17 protein-coding genes and 2 tRNA genes are annotated in these 17,156 nt (G+C 32.4%); 7 read left to right on the forward strand and 12 right to left on the reverse strand.

Translation table 11 applies throughout. The features are described from left to right. Positions 1-5 precede the first annotated feature (5 nt). From B0A66_RS00785 to B0A66_RS00795, 3 genes are all read left to right on the forward strand, one after another. Complete coding sequence (locus B0A66_RS00785; RefSeq protein WP_244283371.1) at positions 6-614, forward strand: hypothetical protein; 609 nt, start codon at positions 6-8, stop codon at positions 612-614. 183 nt (positions 615-797) lie between these two features. After that, complete coding sequence (locus B0A66_RS00790) at positions 798-1,196, forward strand: hypothetical protein (protein WP_089047945.1); 399 nt, start codon at positions 798-800, stop codon at positions 1,194-1,196. Positions 1,197-1,309: 113 nt separating this feature from the next. Continuing rightward, entirely contained in the window at positions 1,310-1,951 is a 642-nt protein-coding gene (locus tag B0A66_RS00795; RefSeq protein WP_089047946.1) for an O-methyltransferase, read from the forward strand. Between the two features lie 203 nt (positions 1,952-2,154). On the opposite strand, the gene B0A66_RS00800 is transcribed toward B0A66_RS00795, so the two are convergent. From B0A66_RS00800 to B0A66_RS00830, 7 genes are all read right to left on the reverse strand, one after another. Beyond that, positions 2,155-2,718, reverse strand: coding sequence for a phosphatase PAP2 family protein (locus B0A66_RS00800; protein ID WP_089047947.1), 564 nt, complete (start codon positions 2,716-2,718; stop codon positions 2,155-2,157). 1 nt (position 2,719) lies between these two features. Next, positions 2,720-3,067 (reverse strand): Sec-independent protein translocase subunit TatA/TatB, encoded by a 348-nt coding sequence (locus B0A66_RS00805; protein WP_089047948.1) that lies wholly within the window; start codon positions 3,065-3,067, stop codon positions 2,720-2,722. 105 nt (positions 3,068-3,172) lie between these two features. After that, positions 3,173-5,416 carry a M1 family metallopeptidase gene (locus B0A66_RS00810; RefSeq protein ID WP_089047949.1) on the reverse strand — a complete coding sequence of 748 codons (2,244 nt, stop codon included), beginning with the start codon at positions 5,414-5,416 and terminating at the stop codon, positions 3,173-3,175. A gap of 66 nt (positions 5,417-5,482) precedes the next feature. Continuing rightward, on the reverse strand, positions 5,483-5,989 hold the full coding sequence (locus tag B0A66_RS00815; protein ID WP_089047950.1) for a DUF6702 family protein: 507 nt from the start codon (positions 5,987-5,989) through the stop codon (positions 5,483-5,485). Next, positions 5,989-6,741 carry a ferritin family protein gene (locus B0A66_RS00820; RefSeq protein ID WP_089047951.1) on the reverse strand — a complete coding sequence of 251 codons (753 nt, stop codon included), beginning with the start codon at positions 6,739-6,741 and terminating at the stop codon, positions 5,989-5,991. The genes B0A66_RS00815 and B0A66_RS00820 overlap by 1 nt, the downstream gene beginning before the upstream one ends. Next, positions 6,731-7,456, reverse strand: a complete 726-nt coding sequence (locus B0A66_RS00825) for a carboxypeptidase-like regulatory domain-containing protein (RefSeq protein ID WP_089048141.1) — start codon at positions 7,454-7,456, stop codon at positions 6,731-6,733. Before B0A66_RS00825 ends, B0A66_RS00820 begins: the two co-directional genes overlap by 11 nt. Next, positions 7,443-8,213, reverse strand: a complete 771-nt coding sequence (locus tag B0A66_RS00830) for a carboxypeptidase-like regulatory domain-containing protein (protein ID WP_089047952.1) — start codon at positions 8,211-8,213, stop codon at positions 7,443-7,445. Before B0A66_RS00830 ends, B0A66_RS00825 begins: the two co-directional genes overlap by 14 nt. Positions 8,214-8,372: 159 nt before the next feature. On the opposite strand from B0A66_RS00830, the gene pepE reads away from it, so the two are divergent. After that, positions 8,373-9,080 (forward strand): dipeptidase PepE, encoded by a 708-nt coding sequence (pepE, locus tag B0A66_RS00835; RefSeq protein WP_089048142.1) that lies wholly within the window; start codon positions 8,373-8,375, stop codon positions 9,078-9,080. A 331-nt stretch (positions 9,081-9,411) separates the two neighbouring features. Here the strand turns inward: pepE and B0A66_RS00840 are convergent, their stop codons facing one another. Together B0A66_RS00840 and B0A66_RS00845 are read right to left on the reverse strand one after the other, a co-directional pair. After that, positions 9,412-10,551, reverse strand: a complete 1,140-nt coding sequence (locus B0A66_RS00840; RefSeq protein WP_089047953.1) for a reverse transcriptase family protein — start codon at positions 10,549-10,551, stop codon at positions 9,412-9,414. 239 nt (positions 10,552-10,790) lie between these two features. After that, positions 10,791-12,056 carry a phosphoribosyltransferase-like protein gene (locus tag B0A66_RS00845; protein WP_089047954.1) on the reverse strand — a complete coding sequence of 422 codons (1,266 nt, stop codon included), beginning with the start codon at positions 12,054-12,056 and terminating at the stop codon, positions 10,791-10,793. 1,057 nt (positions 12,057-13,113) lie between these two features. Between B0A66_RS00845 and B0A66_RS00850 the strand changes: the two genes are divergently transcribed. Next, positions 13,114-13,650, forward strand: a complete 537-nt coding sequence (locus B0A66_RS00850; RefSeq protein ID WP_089047955.1) for a hypothetical protein — start codon at positions 13,114-13,116, stop codon at positions 13,648-13,650. 257 nt (positions 13,651-13,907) lie between these two features. Here B0A66_RS00850 and B0A66_RS00855 read toward each other — a convergent pair. Both B0A66_RS00855 and B0A66_RS00860 read right to left on the reverse strand, forming a co-directional pair. Continuing rightward, a tRNA-Gly gene (locus B0A66_RS00855) sits at positions 13,908-13,980 on the reverse strand. 105 nt (positions 13,981-14,085) lie between these two features. Continuing rightward, a tRNA-Gly gene (locus tag B0A66_RS00860) sits at positions 14,086-14,158 on the reverse strand. Positions 14,159-14,292: 134 nt separating this feature from the next. Here B0A66_RS00860 and B0A66_RS00865 point away from each other — a divergent pair. Together B0A66_RS00865 and B0A66_RS00870 are read left to right on the forward strand one after the other, a co-directional pair. Then, positions 14,293-14,727 (forward strand): GNAT family N-acetyltransferase, encoded by a 435-nt coding sequence (locus B0A66_RS00865; protein ID WP_089047956.1) that lies wholly within the window; start codon positions 14,293-14,295, stop codon positions 14,725-14,727. A 1-nt stretch (position 14,728) separates the two neighbouring features. Further along, complete coding sequence (locus B0A66_RS00870; RefSeq protein ID WP_089047957.1) at positions 14,729-16,321, forward strand: L,D-transpeptidase family protein; 1,593 nt, start codon at positions 14,729-14,731, stop codon at positions 16,319-16,321. On the opposite strand, the gene B0A66_RS00875 is transcribed toward B0A66_RS00870, so the two are convergent. Continuing rightward, positions 16,310-17,032, reverse strand: coding sequence for a murein L,D-transpeptidase catalytic domain family protein (locus tag B0A66_RS00875; RefSeq protein ID WP_089047958.1), 723 nt, complete (start codon positions 17,030-17,032; stop codon positions 16,310-16,312). The two genes, B0A66_RS00870 and B0A66_RS00875, sit on opposite strands and share 12 nt — an antisense overlap. Positions 17,033-17,156 lie beyond the last annotated feature (124 nt).

Consider the following 17,156-nt stretch of genomic DNA (forward strand, 5'->3'; position numbering starts at 1 on the left):
TAATTATGGGTTTAGCCACTTTCTTCACGTTAGGAAGTGCTAAACCTAATTTTGTAGACGATCCTGTCTTGCTAATTAGTAAAATTAAAATTGAAATTACAGGATTATCTACGGTTGGAAAATACAATTGTTCCACCACATTTAATAAAAAAGACACCATTTGTTTAAACTCATCCAAAAACGATAGTTTTGATACAGAGATTAACATGTCTAAATTTGATTGTGGAAACAAAATAATGACTAAAGATTTACAGGGAACTGTTAAGGTAAAACAATTTCCAAACAGTACTGTTTCTCTTTCTGACATAAAACCTTGCGGTAAAAATTACAAATGCAACCTTACCTTTATTGTAACCAATAAAACGCTTAAGTATAAAGATTTCATGTTATACAATGCCGATGATAGAATTCACGGATCATTGAATCTGAATTTCTCTGATATTGAGTTAAAAGCGCCGGTAAAAATGGCCGGACTGATTAAAGTAAAAGATGCTATTGTCGTTAATTTTACCCTATACAAAGAGCCAACAGTACTAAAAACAGGCACAACACAAAAATCAGTTACCACGCTATTTAAAACTGTGAGCGCTCCAAGTTTATCTATTAAAAATTAAAAAAAGTTCTTTACATACATTTTTTGCATTAAACTGTTAAAACTAAAAAATTTGGCACAAGTATTGTTTTTCTATGAGAAGAAAAATAATATTACAGAACGCGCACTAATTTTTAAAATTTGTAATTTTATTTTCAGCTTTATAACCTTTATATTTTTATAACCTTTTAAAAATTAACTAATCATGAAAAAACAGATTTTAAGTTTAGCCGCTATTGCTTTATTAGCATTTGCTGTTCAGTCTTGCGAAAAGAAAGAACCGAAACAAGGAGAAGAAGAATTAACACTTGGAAACAAAGTTGATACTTTAACTACCGACATCGAACAAGTTAAAGATAGTGCAGTAATAAAAGCAGAAACTGCTGCTGCTAAAGCTAAAGAAGCTTCGGAAAATGCATTACAGGAAGCAAAAGATGCTACTAAAAAAACAGTTAACGAAGTAGAAACTGCCGCTAAAAAAACAGCTACAGATGTAAAAGACGCTACAAAAAAAGGAGCTGAAAAAGTAGAAAATGCTGCGAAAGCGGCAAAAGACGGAACGGTTAAAACTGCCAAAGAAGTCAATGATGCTTTGAAAAAATAATTCATCTATAATTAATTAATTCAGAACCATTCGTTATTGCGAATGGTTTTTTTTATGCAAAAAAGCGAGCCGTTATTTTTTGTATTTTTGCGTTTCATTTTAAGATTTACAACATGCATTTTATTTCACAAGACCTGGAAGATTATATCGAACAACATTCTGAAAACGAACCGGAATTATTGGCTCGTTTAAACAAAGAAACGTACCAGAAAATACTTTTACCAAGAATGTTAAGCGGACATTTTCAGGGGCGTGTATTAAGTATGTTGTCTAAACTTATTCGTCCTGTAAACATCCTCGAAATAGGAACTTATACAGGTTATGCTGCTTTGTGTTTGTGCGAAGGCATGCAGGAAAACGGACAATTGCATACCATAGATATAAAAGAAGAATTAATAGATTTTCAAAGAAAATACTTCGATGCATCTGCATGGGGACCACAAATTTTTCAGCATTTAGGCGAAGCGGTTACAATCATCCCTTCTTTAGATGTTAAGTTTGATTTGGTTTTTATCGATGCAGACAAAGAAAATTACCTGAACTACTGGGAAATGATCGTTCCCAAAATGAATAAAGGAGGTATTATTTTATCTGATAATGTTTTATGGAGCGGTAAAATCCTGGAACCGGTTCACCCAAATGATGTGAGTACAAAAGTACTTTTAGAATACAATTTACTTTTAAAAAATGATCCTAGAGTCGAAACTGTTTTACTGCCTATTCGTGATGGTTTAACTGTTAGCAGGGTTTTGTAAATTTCAATTAAACTAAACATAAAAAAAACATGCAAACAATTACTATTACTAGTAAAACTGTTTGCATGTTTTTTATATTGAATATATAAATAAACCTTTTATTTATTTTGAAAACTGATACCCTAGCCCAGATGGAAACGGCATCCTTTTTCTCGCTTCTTTAGCGAGGAAAAGATATAGTGGACAGCTGGATCAGCTCCTAATTAACCCGGAAAATATTGCGGCTTCAGCTTTCTGTATACTAAATACAGAAGTGACCCAAAAAGAGCTCCAAAGAAGTATCCTGTCAGGATATCACCAGGATAATGCAATCCTAAGTATATTCGGCTATAAGCAAAAATTAAAGGCCATAAGAATAAGAATCCTAAATATTTAAAATGGCGTCTTAAAATCAAAAATAAGAAAGTCGCAACCGCCATTGTATTCGCTGCGTGACCAGAGAAAAAACTATAGGAACTTCGAACCTGAACAAGGCGAATAATCGATTTTATATCAGGACTGTTACATGGTCGTAAACGTGCAAAAGTATGTTTAAAAAGATTCGTTGTCTGATCTGTAAATGCAATCAAAACAGCAACAAAAAGAATTATATATAACAATTGCTTACCACCTATCTTTCTATAAATAAGATAAAACAAGAGCAGAAAAAAGGGTGTCCAGTAAAACTGATTGGTAATAAACAACCAAAACGGATCGTATTTTTCAGACCCCAAACCATTAAGATAAACAAGCAGATTGCTATCTAGTTCTTTTATTTTTTCAATCATATTATCTTTGGCGTTTTACTGGTCCTGAAATAGAATCTATATCTTCTTTTACTTTGTCGATTTCTGTAGCAGTATCGCCTAATAAATTAGTAGAATCACCTAACAAGTTCGATTTTGCATCGCTGATCTGAGCATTGATATTTCCTGTGATATCTGTTAAAGCTTTAGAATCTAAACCATTTGCTTCTGCACCTTTTTGAATTTCGCTTTTAATATCATTTGTCGCATTTTTAAGTTGCGCCATCGCTTTTCCCATTGTACGAGCAATTTCAGGAACTTTATCTGAACCAAAAAGCATAAGTACTATAAACAGTATGAAAACTAATTCTCCTCCTCCTATACCAAACATATATTTTATTTTTATGTGTCCACAAAGATATTAATTTTTGTAGCCCCTCGTTTTAAAATTAACTTAAAAAAAAAGACTCTTTTCAGAGTCTTCTTTGGTTTTTGCTTAGTCAAATTTTGACTTTGTTTCTACTTTTGGCCAGGAATTATTGGTTACATCAATGTCTGCTGTCAATAATTGCGGGTCTATTTGAATGCTTTTTATCACTTTTGAAGTAGCATATACTTTTTTAGCGGTTTCATTACTTTTTCTCCAGATTTGCGCCGGATATTTATAATTGTCTTTCGTTCCGTCTTCATACGTAATTTCTACAAGAATAGGCATAATCATTCCGCCTGGCTTATTAAACTCTACTTCGTAGAAATATTTAGGCGATTTAAAAGCAGCTCTTTCTTCTGCGCTAAAAGTCTGGTTTACATAATCAGCTAAAGGTTTCAAATCTTCTACTTGCAACGGCTTTTTCTTCGTTGCAGTAACTTCTGTATTGTCTCCTGAAAGTAAATAAACGAACGGTCCTTTTTCGTATCCAAAACGTCCTTTTCTCACTTTAACATCTTTAAGATCTGCTGTTGGCGTATCAGAAACATAATATTGTTTTACGTCTTTGATACCAATATCTACGAAATCTGTTGAATAAAACCATCCTCTAAAAAACCAGTCTAAATCTACTGCCGAAGCGTCTTCCATTGTTCTAAAGAAATCTTCTGGAGTTGGATGCTTAAATTTCCATCTGTTTGCAAAGGTTTTAAAAGCATAATCAAACAATTCTCTTCCCATTACTACTTCTCTCAAAATATTAAGTCCTGTAGCCGGTTTTGCGTAAGCATTGTTTCCGAATTGGTGAATGGTTTCAGAATTAGACATAATAGGTTCTAAGAACTTTTGATCTCCACTCATGTAAGGAACAATATTCTTTGCAGGACCACGTCTTGATGGAAAAGTAGGATCCAATTCCTGTTCTGCCAAATATTCTAAGAAAGAATTTAACCCTTCATCCATCCATGACCATTGACGCTCATCTGAATTTACAATCATTGGAAAAAAGTTGTGCCCTACTTCATGAACTACAACACCAATCATTCCGTTTTTAACCTCTTTGCTTGTTACACCATTTTCATCTGGGCGACCGTAATTCCAGCAAATCATTGGATATTCCATTCCCTGATCTTCTGCCGAAACAGAAACTGCTTTTGGATAAGGATAATCAAATGTGTGCGATGAATAACTTCTTAAGGTATGCGCTACAACCATTGTTGATGTTTCTCCCCAAAGCGGATTCGCTTCTTTTGGATAAACAGACTCTGCCATAACTACTTTATTATTAAGCTTTACCGCCATTGCATCGTAAATGAATTTTCTCGAAGAGGCAATTCCAAAATCACGTACATTTTTAGCGCTAAATTTCCATGTCTTTTTCTTTTCAGAGAAACCTTTTTCTGTTTCTTCTGCTTCTGCCTGCGTTACAATCACAACCGGCTTATCAAATGATTTTTGCGCCTGCTCGTAACGTTTTACCTGCTCAGCTGTAAAAACTTCGCTTCTGTTGGTCAATTCTCCCGTTGCATTAATTACGTGATCAGCAGGAACTGTAATGTTTACATCAAAATTTCCAAAAGGCAACGCAAATTCTCCTGTTCCCCAGAATTGCATGTTTTGCCATCCTTCTACATCATTATACACTGCCATTCTTGGATAGAACTGCGCAATTACGTATAATTTATTTTTGTCTTTTTCAAACAATTCATAACCGGAACGGCCTCCTTCTTTTCTGTAATTGTTGATGTTGTACCACCATTTTATAGCCAATACAATTTTAGCACCCGGTTTTAGAGGCGTATCCAGGTTGATACGCATCATGGTTTCATTAATATCGTATGACATCATGTTTCCTTTTGCGTCTTTTACATGCTCTATATTAAAACCGCGCTCTAAATTTTTTCTCAAGTATTTGTTTGCAAAACCTTCCAAAGGCAAAACCTGATTGATTTTTTCACCTTCTGCCAAAGAAGTTTGTGTATTCGCTCTTGCCTGATTCTGATCTAACTGAATCCATAAATACTCTAAACTATCCGGAGAGTTGTTAGAATACGTAATCGTTTCAGAACCACTTAATTTTGAATTCTTATCATCTAATTCAATATCAATCTTATAATCTGCTTGTTGTTGGTAGTAAGCAGGACCCGGAGCTCCAGATGCTGTACGAAACATATTAGGCGTTGCTAATAAATCATACATCTGACTAAATTTATTGGTATCATATCTACCTTGTTGTTTAGGAGCAACAGTTGTGGTTTTGTCCTGCGCCATAAGCATAGCAGGAAAAAGTAATAATAATGAAAGTCTTTTCATAAATTTCTTATGGTATTTTTATCAGAGCGTGAAAATAACAATTAAAAAAGTAATTCTTTAACTCCTCTAATATTTTAACACTTCTTTCCTGGAAGAAACAGTAAAGAGCACACTCCTTTTAGTATCGAATGCAGAAACGTGTGTAATATTTTGCTGATCGGGATTCCAATCTACCAAAATAGTATTCGAAATCTCGATCGTATTGAATTTACTAATATCCTTTATTCTGGAGTAGCACACTAAGACATCGCCATTTTCAACCTCTTTGGATAAAAACGTAATAGGCTTAGACTGACCATTTATTTTGATACGAAAATTTTCTGCCAGATATTTTTTCAAAAGTTCTTCATCGGCCGGCGTTTCTTTGTCCGTGCCAACAAACGTTTTTTTATGGTACTGCTTTTCTAATCCGTTATTCAAATCATCCAGAAAAATACGTGACGTAATCTGAATCATTTTTTTTTCGGCAGCATAATTCACCTGATAAACACCAACATAAAATTTATGAAATCCAAAAGAAGTAAGAAAGAAAAATAATATTCCGGCAAGAGAATAAACTATTCTGTTTCTCATTATTTATCGTTCTTAATATTTTTAAATTCTTTATTCTTATTAACCATAAAATCAATTAATTCAAATTTTTCTTCTGGTTTCAAATGTTTCTGAGCTTCAGCATCGTTAGAGCAAAACATTAAGAACAAATCGATTTCATCTTCCTTCAATTTCAATGTTTTAGTATAAAAATCAGGTGTGAAATTATCTTTAGAATATTCTACAAAAGCAATATCGCTGATAACCTTATCCTCTACTTCGTGATCTTTACGAAGCATTTTTTTTACATCTTTAAAGATTCTCACAAAATCAGTTCCGTATTTAATAGGCTGATCAGAAAGCATTACACTATTTTTTGCCATCGATTGCTGATCGTCTACAACCTGCATATCTACAAATTGTTGCGAACCTCCTTCTAATGCTTTTACTTTTAATTCCTTATGAACCAAAACCTCTTTTAATTCTACATTCACTAAATCCAAATGCACCGAAAAAAGTCTCTGAGCACAATCTTTTTCTGTAAGGACTATTTTTTTAGGCTGAAATTCAGGTCCTGTAAACACTAAAGTATCTTTTGGTCTCGCCAAAATATCAAACAATCCGTTTAGACCGATAAATGTTCTTGTATTGGCGTTTATATTCATCACATAACCACTTTCTATCGTAAGGGATTTGTTGGTGACTTCTCCATGCAATGGCTTTCTTATAGTACTTTGAGCAAATGCAATTTGACAAAATACACAGGCAAAAAGTAGGCTTAAACTATTTTTCATTTTCGATAATTTTTAGATATTTTCGGGCTAAATCGGTTATTAAAAACATACACATTGATTTGTTCTTATTACTCAAAGATACAGCAAATTCGGCGTCTTCTATGCAATACAATTGAAATCCTTTGATATATTCCTGCGGAATCTTCAATCTTTCGGTATAATAATTCTCATCAAAAAAGTATTCAATCTTGTTAAAAAGCGCCTCTTTTTTCTCTATTGCAACCTCCTTTTTCAGCATTGCTTTTCGTCCCGAAATAGAGTTAAGCAAAAGATCTACAGGAGTTGAACCTGCTGTAGCTTCTTTTCTTTCGGCAGCAGTATACTTTTTTTGTCCATGCGGAATAATTCCAAGATTTTCTGCATTTATATTCGCATTTTCATTAACGATCACCTCCCTAAGTTCCACCTCTTTTGCCGTCATTTTTACCTTAAGCAATTCCGAGCTTAAATCATTCGCTGTAATACGATAACGAAAGCCCTCTAAATTGACCGCCGAAAAAACCAGAACATCACCTTCTTTCGCTACAATCGAAAATACACCATTTTCATCAGAAATAGTTGTAACCTGTGTTGCATTGTTTACAACATTTACACCTTCAACCGAAGTCGATTGTTCAAATATTTGCCCCTTAATTTCTTTTGTGCTCTCTGTTTGTCCAAATGAAATCTGGATTACGAACAATAATAACAGGGCTACTATTTTATTTGTTTTCAACGGCAAGTATTTGTTTGTATTTTACGGCTAATTCGCCCAGTAAAAATTCGGTTGTAGTTCTATTTTTAGAATCCAGAATAATAGTAAACTTATCATTATCTACTGCATAATATTCAAATCCTTTTACATATTCCTTTGGTATGCTTAAACGATTTACGAAATGATCAAGTGTAAACATCTTCTCCAAAAGTCTCATAAAATATTCTTTCTTTTCGACTTTCACTTCCTTTTTCAGCATTGCCGTACGTCCAGAGAAAAAATTCAGCAACGGATCAGCAGAAATTGAACCGCCCGCCATCATATTTTCTGCATTAGCAGAAGGATCTAACGCTGTTGCCGTTTTCAGTTTTCTCTCGGCAGGAGTATACGTTCTTTGCCCTGCAGGCACAATACCTAAATTAGCCGCATTAATATTATTGTAACTCTTTACAACAACTTCCTGCAATTGATACATCACCAAACCTAATTTTACAGTAAAATTAAGATCCGTAAAATTTTCTGCTGTTAGCAAAATTCTCTTCTCTCTAAATCGAATAGACGAAAACACAAGAGTCTCACCAGCCTTCGCTTTTATAGAAAAAGATCCTTCATCATTGGTCGTAATTGTTTCTTCGGTTTGCGCGTTTATCACATAAACTCCTTCCAAATCATTAGCCTCTGACACTATTTTACCGCTCAATACAATGCGTTCATCACTTTGCGACCACATCGACTGACTTAAAACAGCTACTAAAACGCACAAAACCTTTTTGCTCAAAATAAAAAAATTAGGATTATTGTTAAGATGTAAAAATATCCTAATGTATTCCAAATTTAATACTAAGAGCTTGGTAAAAATATGTTAATTAAACTCCAATTTTTTAAAACCAAACAAAGAGTTTTAATATCTTTAGTCGAAACATTTGAGTCAAAAAACATGAAAAGGATCATCATTGCCAGCACCTCTACACTACACGGAGGCAGCTATTTAGAGTATTTATTACCCACCTTACAATCACATTTCAAAAATTGTAAAACCATATTATTCATACCTTATGCGCGTCCGGGTGGAATTTCGCATACAGAATATACCCAAAAAGTAGCGCAAGCCTTTGCTTCTATAAACATCGCCGTAAAAGGAATTCATGAATACGAAGACGCTCAAAATGCCATTAAAAATGCAGAAGGAATTTTTACCGGCGGAGGCAACACTTTTTTATTGGTAACACAATTGTACCAAAACAATGTAATGCAACTCCTTTCTGAAACTGTAAAAAACGGAACGCCCTATCTGGGAACAAGTGCCGGAAGCAACATTTGCGGATTATCGATGCAAACCACCAACGACATGCCAATTGTTTACCCACCAAGTTTTCAGACCCTAGGATTAATTCCGTTTAATTTGAATCCGCATTTTCTGGATGCTGATGAGCAGTCTAAACACATGGGAGAAACCCGAGAAACAAGGATTAAAGAATTTCACGCCTTCAACGCCATACCCGTTTTAGGCCTAAGAGAAGGAAGCTGGCTAGAAGTACAAGGAGACAAAATTATCCTAAAAGGAGACCTAAAAGCTCGCTTGTTTCTACAAAATCAAACCCCTGAAGAATTAGCTCCCGAAAGCGATTTAAGCAATTTAAAATAAAAAATTCCAAGCCAAGTATGCCATAGAACAATTAAAAACTATGGCCGCTTTGCTTTCTAATCTTACGCAGATCATATTTGATTAGCCATAACTTTATTTTGGGCGTTTCCTTCGGCCGTGCTATCCGCTATATCTTTTTGTTTTTAAAGAAAAAACAAAAAGGATACCGCTTCTATCACTAACGCAAACCCAGGAAGATTTAATATTTTTTTTTATTTCTAACGAGAAGAAATGACAAGATTACGAATATGAAGACCTATTTCAATACGATATAGAATATTAATTTCATTTTTTTTTCTATTTTACAATTCTTTTGAATTGCTTTTAGATATTACACGAACCAATTTATTTTATTAAAATCTTCTAACATATTTTTACTTGCTGTCTCATTTATTGATTTTATAAAACACAAATGCCCATAAAGCCAGTCATGAAAATTCATGGAATTATATTTTGGAAATTCATTTTCTCTTCTTTTTAAATGACTTACTACTCCATATTTTCTGCAATAAAAAATATGTTCTGAAATTTCTTTTCTATATTTTTTAGAAACATTCACGCCATTTGTAGTTGTAAGACCTGTAACATACTGTTTGCTTCCTTTTTTCATATATTTTGTCTTTTCTGTATTAACAAAAAAACCTTCTTCACTAATTATTTTATTTATTAATTTCAACGGAGGTAACTTCCCTTTTTTTTGTATTGAAAAAGTTAAATCATCTGCATACCTAGAATAATTAAAATTAATTTTTCTTGCTAATGCTTCAAATCTGTAATCTAGTTTAGTAGCTATTATATTAGCAAGCATTGGACTAGTTGGAGCTCCCTGTGGCAATATCGAAGGTTTTTCTTTTAATAATTTAGATAATATTTCTTGTGAATTTCTATCAAAATCAATCCAATAACTCTCCCTGTGTCTTGCCGTTGTTATTTTTGCTAATGTAAAAGCTAAATTTTCAACATAGCCCATTGATTTAAATATTCCATACACTCTTCTCTCGGTTATTGTATCATAAAATTTGAGTAAATCTATTTTCAAAATAACTTCAGCATTTTCATGAACTTTAGCATTATCATAAATAGATACTTTCTTTCTAAAGCCTTTGCAACTTTCCGCTAATGGATAATTTTCTAAAACATTAACAAGTATCCATTTTTGAATATACTTTAAGTCTTTGGCAGGAGCCATAATCTCTCTAAATGTACCGTTCCGTTTTTTTAATTTAAAGTAATTATACCGTTTATACTTATGCTCATAATTATAAATAATATCATTTTTACCATCACCAACTAAATTTCTTAAATAATCTGATTTAACACCAATTTGAATTGATAGATGCTCTAAAGAAAAAATAACAGGCAGCTTTTTTTCTACTAAATTTTTACCGTATACCAAGCAAGCATTAATAAATTCTTCTGATTTATTGTGTTCTCTCGCTTTTATAATAAATTTTTCAAAGGGGAATGACATAATCGTTTGTTACTCTTTCTTGAATGTTAAACAAATGTTCTTGAGAAATTATTATCCGTATTCTTAATCTGCAGCTAACAGAAAGATTTTATTTTATTTCCCTTATGTTATTGTTGAAGGTAGCAGAAAAAATCAACATAATACTGGTCATAAATTCTCAATATGCTATCAAGTAGCTTTAATAAATCTCGATACACTATACCGAGGAGACCTTTTTAGGGGTTTATTGCTAACAAACTTTATGTCAATCCTTTGAATTTTGATGGTAAATATAACTCATTCGTTTTTTTTGTCAAATTCTCTAATGATTCTTTTCTAATGTTTTCTTTTTTTGTTTTCTTTTTTAATTCTTTTAAAAATTGACAACCTTCTAAACTTAATTCAGATCTATAATCTATCAATTTTTTCATTTTAGCTTCAAAATAAACCATTCTTAATTCTTGTCTAGTTAAGCCTAAAATGTGACATATTATTATGTTATCATATCCTAAATTTTTTAAGTATAAAAGAGCAACAATCGAATGAGCAGTTTTTGTATTGCTAAGAGTTTTTCGAACATATTTATCCTTTATTTTTCCCACAATAGATTGTCCTGTTATTACATCAATTCCTATTCTATTACAGATTCCTATATAAAATGCTATATCTTTTTTAAATTCTTTAGCTTCATCCATCCTATTTTTTGACTCTCTTGGATATATTGCGTTCCATTCTTTAGTTTCAACCCAAATAATAGGTAATGTATTATCAGGTGTACAATGAAAAAAAGAAACCAATGATTGTCCATTATCAAATCCTAGTGGAGCAACAAAATTAAGTGAGTTTCCATATTTCATTGCCATAGTTTTTATTGTCAATAGATTTTTAAATGCCATTAAAGGGGATTTTCCATTTTGAAAAATTTTATTTCTAATTTCAGCACGTATTTTTATTTCCGAAAAAGCATTTTCTATTTGAAGTTTCCCTTCTTCCATTATTATAGCTGATAATAAATAAAAACCTTTAAATGCACTATTATCGATCCAATTTTTAATTTTTTTTACTTTCTTATACTCATCAATAAAAGTTTTTCCACTTCCAATAAAGTCATCAATAAAAATGATATACTTATAATCTGAAAGATTTTTTACATTTTCTATATCATGCGTTGGTAAAATATTATGTTCTCTTTTTTTATATGATGATGTATTTTTTAAAGGATAAGTTACTAAACTTCCGCTCTTACCTACTTTACCATAGGGAAATACTATTATTTTTTCATGATCAGGAATGTCTTTTAAAATTTCAAACAATAAATTATTAAGCCGGAACATAAACTCAGTAAAAGGAATGTATTCAAAAACATTTAATAAGTCTATAGCAATGTTAATTTCATTTTCTTCAAAATTCTCAAGCCATTTTACAATCTTTGAAGGCAAAATAGAATTTTTTAATCTCGGCAAAAGATTCTGTATTCTTGCCGAAGTTTTATCATCAAAATAATATTTATCGCCTTTAATTTCCATTTTTATCGATTTAGTAATAGTTGTATTAAACTAACTACGTCTTTAAGCACTTGAAATTCAACATGTTCAACATTTGCTTCATTTTTTATCATTTGATGAATTAATTTCGCAAATTGAATTAATAGACTACCTTTTCTTGCTTGTTTGTATAATTCTATATATTTCTATTCTTTTAACTTTAAATGATTACATTTTACTTTTCAAACTTATTCTTTCTGCTACAGTTTTCCATAAATTGTTTTGATAATAAGTCGCAAAATAATTCTTTTAAAAATGAAAAGCCTACAGTATAAATACCTGTTTTAGTCTTATTAAGCATAAAAAAGGATGCCTAAGCATCCTTTAAATTAATTTATCAATCGTATTCTTTTTCACATTCTATAAAAAATTAAGATAATGTAGTTTCTTCTGCTCGTGCGAGCATCATGCTCGTTCGCACAATCTTATGTAAGCTTATTTAAGGACAAGATACACATGTCTGATTTGTAAGTATTTATATCGACAAAATAAATTTATTTACAGAAAAAGCTGTTTACCATTACGAACGATTGCCCATTTTTCTTATATTTGCTTTTAATCCGTCAGGATTGTATTTTTGCGATTCTTCATATAAAATATTTGAAGCGTTCGCTTTGAGTCTCGCTCTTGAAAACTGGTAATTTTTGCAACGAGATGATAAGTAAGATGCTCACGTCCTATGGCGTGGGCTCACTTATTGTTGCAAGGGTATACCAGTACCTCAAGAGCAGTAAGCTGAGTTCCGCGCCTTTTTTATGCTCTAAACTCTCCTTATTCTTAGCGCTATTTCTTCTGTTTTTGTTTTAAGTTTCGCTTTATAAAGTCGAATCTTTTAAAAGTTATAGTTGTGAAATAAAATTTTATCCTCTTTATGCTCATTAAGCCGTTTACTTAATACATAAAAAATGATCCTCTACCGTTGTCGCCAAACTAGTATAGAGGATCGTAGCTAATTAAACTATCGTTAAATTTACTTATCCAATATTATGAATAAATTTTCATTTTATATGGATAGGCAAACGCTTTATATCGTTTCCACATGAAAAAAAATAAAATATCTTTTGAAACTACTTTTTGGGCACACCAAGAATTAAAAAACCCATTTGAAGTCATTGATGCCTTTTTAGGCTCCGAAAGTCTATCTTTCTACAAACAAACCTTAAGTGAAATAGTCTTTTACAGAAGCAAAGATGAAATCTATCAAAAAGAATGTCCGGGAGATGTGTTTTTTACCTATACCGCAATTCGCTCTTTTTTAAAAGCTTGCTCCTGCCTTCCATACAAAAGCAAAAAATGGAAGATTACCGAAATATCAGCTGAAAAAAGATCAATACTTTCACAAGCTTCTCTAACAGTAGAAGAATACGAAAATCCTTTTATAGTGTTTCAAAATGCCTTTGAAGAACATTCCTTAGCCGACTTCGAATTTTTCCTGTGCGAAATAATCCATCTGGCATTACGCCCCACTATTGTAGAATTTGATTTTGATTTGCTCACACCTTATATTCATGTCATTAAAATGCTAGACGCAAGTCAACTATTACTCGAAAGTAAAGTTGAAAAAATTAATGAATAGTTATTTGATTTTAAAAGCGTTAAATTTCATACCTAACAGGTCTTGAAGACCTGGTAGGAAATTCCGTTAAGATGCGCTATCCTAACAGGTTTCAAAAACCTGTTAGGTATTTAAGGAATTCACAAAAACAAGAAGAAAATCCGTGTAAATCCGTGTTTTCGCATAGCGAATCAGTTCAATCCGCGTACCATAACATAATCCCAACAAAATAGCACGCAAAAAAAAATCCTCAAACAAATTGTTTGAGGATTTTGAAGAGCGAAAGACGAGGCTCGAACTCGCGACAACCAGCTTGGAAGGCTGGAGCTCTACCAACTGAGCTACTTTCGCATTAACCGGGTGCAAATGTAAAAAATAATTTCTTTTAAAAAAAATTAAATCAATATTTTTTTACTTTGCTAAAAAATTGAAAATCTAAATCTTCATTTTTCTTAGAGCGAAAGACGAGGCTCGAACTCGCGACAACCAGCTTGGAAGGCTGGAGCTCTACCAACTGAGCTACTTTCGCATTGGTGGTGCAAATATAGAAAATAAGTTAAGTTCAAAACAAGCTTTTGGGCAAAAAAATTTAATAAAAAACAACATTTTCTTTTAACCTATTTAAAATTAAAAAGTTATATATTTAAATATTTTTTACAAATCATGACTATTATTAAAGAAATTCCATCAAAAGACACTTATATCGTTCGCCAACCTGTTCTTCGAAAAGGAAAACCCATCGAAAGCTGCATCTTCGAGGGCGATGATTTACCAACCACACATCATTTCGGTTTATACAAAGATTCATTAATAGGAATAATTTCATTGTTTTCGAAAATCAATCCTATATTTGCACACGAAAATCAGGCGCAGATTCGCGGTATGGCAATCTTGGAAATCCATCAGAAACAAGGTTTTGGAGAAGCTTTAGTATTACATTGCGAGGAATATTGCAAAGCAAACAATACGTCTTTAATATGGTTTAATGCCAGAACCGAAGCTGTGGGATTTTATAAAAAATTGAATTATCAGACAATTGGCGAGCCATTTGACATCAAAGATGTTGGCGAGCACTATTTAATGTTTAAAAAAATATAAAATGAAGAAACTTTACTTTTTGCTATTATTATCTCTTTTAATTGGTTGCAAAAAAGACACTCCTAAACCCGCTCCCGTAAAAAAAACACCTCCGCCAGCCATTATACTTACGGATGAAAGAACGGTACAAATTGATACTGCTTTAATCAACACTTTTAAAAGCGAAACACTGAAACAGTTCTACAACTCATCAGAAAACAAAACGGTTTGGGGAAATTTAAAAAAGAGAACTTACGTATTATCTCAGTTAAAAAAGTCGGAAGAGTTGGGATTAAACCCTGAAGATTACAAAGCAACTACACTTGAAAAATTCGAGAAGAAAATCAGCTCTCTAAACGATAAAGATCTGGCTACTTACGACATATTGCTTACTTATAATTTCGAATTGTACTTAACGCATTTATATAAAGGAAAGCTAAATCCAAAAAAACTCTACACAGACTGGGATTTGGATGAAAAAGTATTTGATGAAAACAGTATCCTGATCAAAGCATTCAATAAAAACAAATTAGACAGTATCGTCGAAAACATTCAACCTAAGTCAGAAGCTTATAAAGAACTTTTAAAAGCGCTTGAAATCATTAATACATTCCCTGATGATGAAATAGGACTTATTGAAGCTAAAGACAAAATAGTACTAAACGATACCAATACTGCTTTAGTAAACATCAAACAAAGATTATTATTCTGGAACGACATGTCTGGCAGAAAAGACAGTCTTACCAAAATTTACGACAAAAAAACATTTGAGGCGGTTAAAAAATTTCAGGAGAGACACGGTTTAGCTGCAGATGGCGTAATTGGTGCAGGAACTTTAAGCGCCCTGAACTTCTCTAAACAAAAAAGAAAAGAGCAAATTATTGCCAATTTAGAACGTTGGAGATGGTACACGACTGATTTGGCTGAAAATTATTTTATTGTCAACATTCCGGATTACAGTCTAAATGTGATTGAAAATCAAGATACAACTTTAGTACGTAATGTAGTTGTGGGCACCAGCAAAAGAAAAACACCTATTATTACATCAACCTTAAAAACGGTTGTTTTTAACCCAACATGGACAGTTCCTCCTACTATTTTGAAGGAAGATGTTGTTCCGGCAATGAAAAAGAATAGAAATTATTTAGCTAAAAAGAATATTACAATCTATGATTCTGCTAATCGTGAGGTAGATCCTCAGGCATGGAACGAAAACAAACCGCATAGCTACCGCTATGTGCAAAGTCCTGGCTACAATAACTCCTTAGGACTAATGAAGATTTTGTTTCCAAACCATCATAGTGTGTATTTGCACGACACCAATCACCGTGGTAATTTTGTGAGAAGCAATCGTTCTTTAAGTTCTGGTTGTGTTCGTGTTGAAAATCCGCTTGAACTGGCGCAGCATATTCTAAATGATACTCTTACTGACAATTGGACAAAGAAAAAAATAGACTCGATTATTGAAACTAAGAAAACAATAAACGTAAAAATTACTAAAAAATACGCTTTGTATCAGTGGTATTGGACAGCTTGGAGCAAAAAAAATCAGCTCATTTTCAGAGCTGATATTTATAACTTAGATTCGGATTTATATACTAAACTAAGAAATTAGTTTTGATTCCATCGCAAAATTTCTTGAAGGATGGTAAATATATAAACACGATTTATTTTTTATTGTTTCAATTATCTCATTCGTCAATTCAACTGGAAGTGCCGGGCAACCCTGGCTTCTTCCTAATCTGTTATGACTTCTGATAAAAGATTCTGACACATAATCAGCGCCATGCATTACTACTGCTCTTTCACGAGCGTGATCGTTTACACCTCTTTCTAAACCATCTAAACGTAAAGAAGCTCCATGTTTGCCTCTGTAAATTTCGCCTGTAGCATAAAAACCAAGGCTGCTTTTGTTAGATGAATTTAAATTTGAAAATACAGTTGCAAATTCTTCTCCTGTATTTCTGCCGTGAGCAACTAAAGACTGAAATAAAACAGTGTTGGTTGTTAAATCGATAACCCATAAACGTTTTACGTTTGATGAAAGGCTGAAATCGATTAGAGTTAAGATGTCTTTTTGAATAACGCCTCTTTCTTTTAGCAGGTAAAACCCTTTTAACGCTTCTGAAAAAGTCTTGAATTCAGGTAGTTTGTAACTGTTAGAATCTAAGGTGTTGTAAACACTTTCAATTTTAGAATCAATAGTAAGCTTTTCAACTTTAGCAATACTTCTTACTGTTACTTTTTTTTCTTCTGTGGTATTTGTAGAATCTTTTCCAAAAGACAATAACAAAAACACCAATAATGGATAAATTTTGTAAATCATTGAATTTCTTTAGGTTAATAACATATTTGGGTAGTGCAAAACTATACAAAAAATGCCAACATAAAATTTTATAACTATCAAATGAGGACATTTTGTTTAAACTTTAACAATTTAAAAAGAAAAA

Source organism: Flavobacterium hercynium (assembly GCF_002217285.1).
Taxonomy (GTDB): domain Bacteria; phylum Bacteroidota; class Bacteroidia; order Flavobacteriales; family Flavobacteriaceae; genus Flavobacterium; species Flavobacterium hercynium.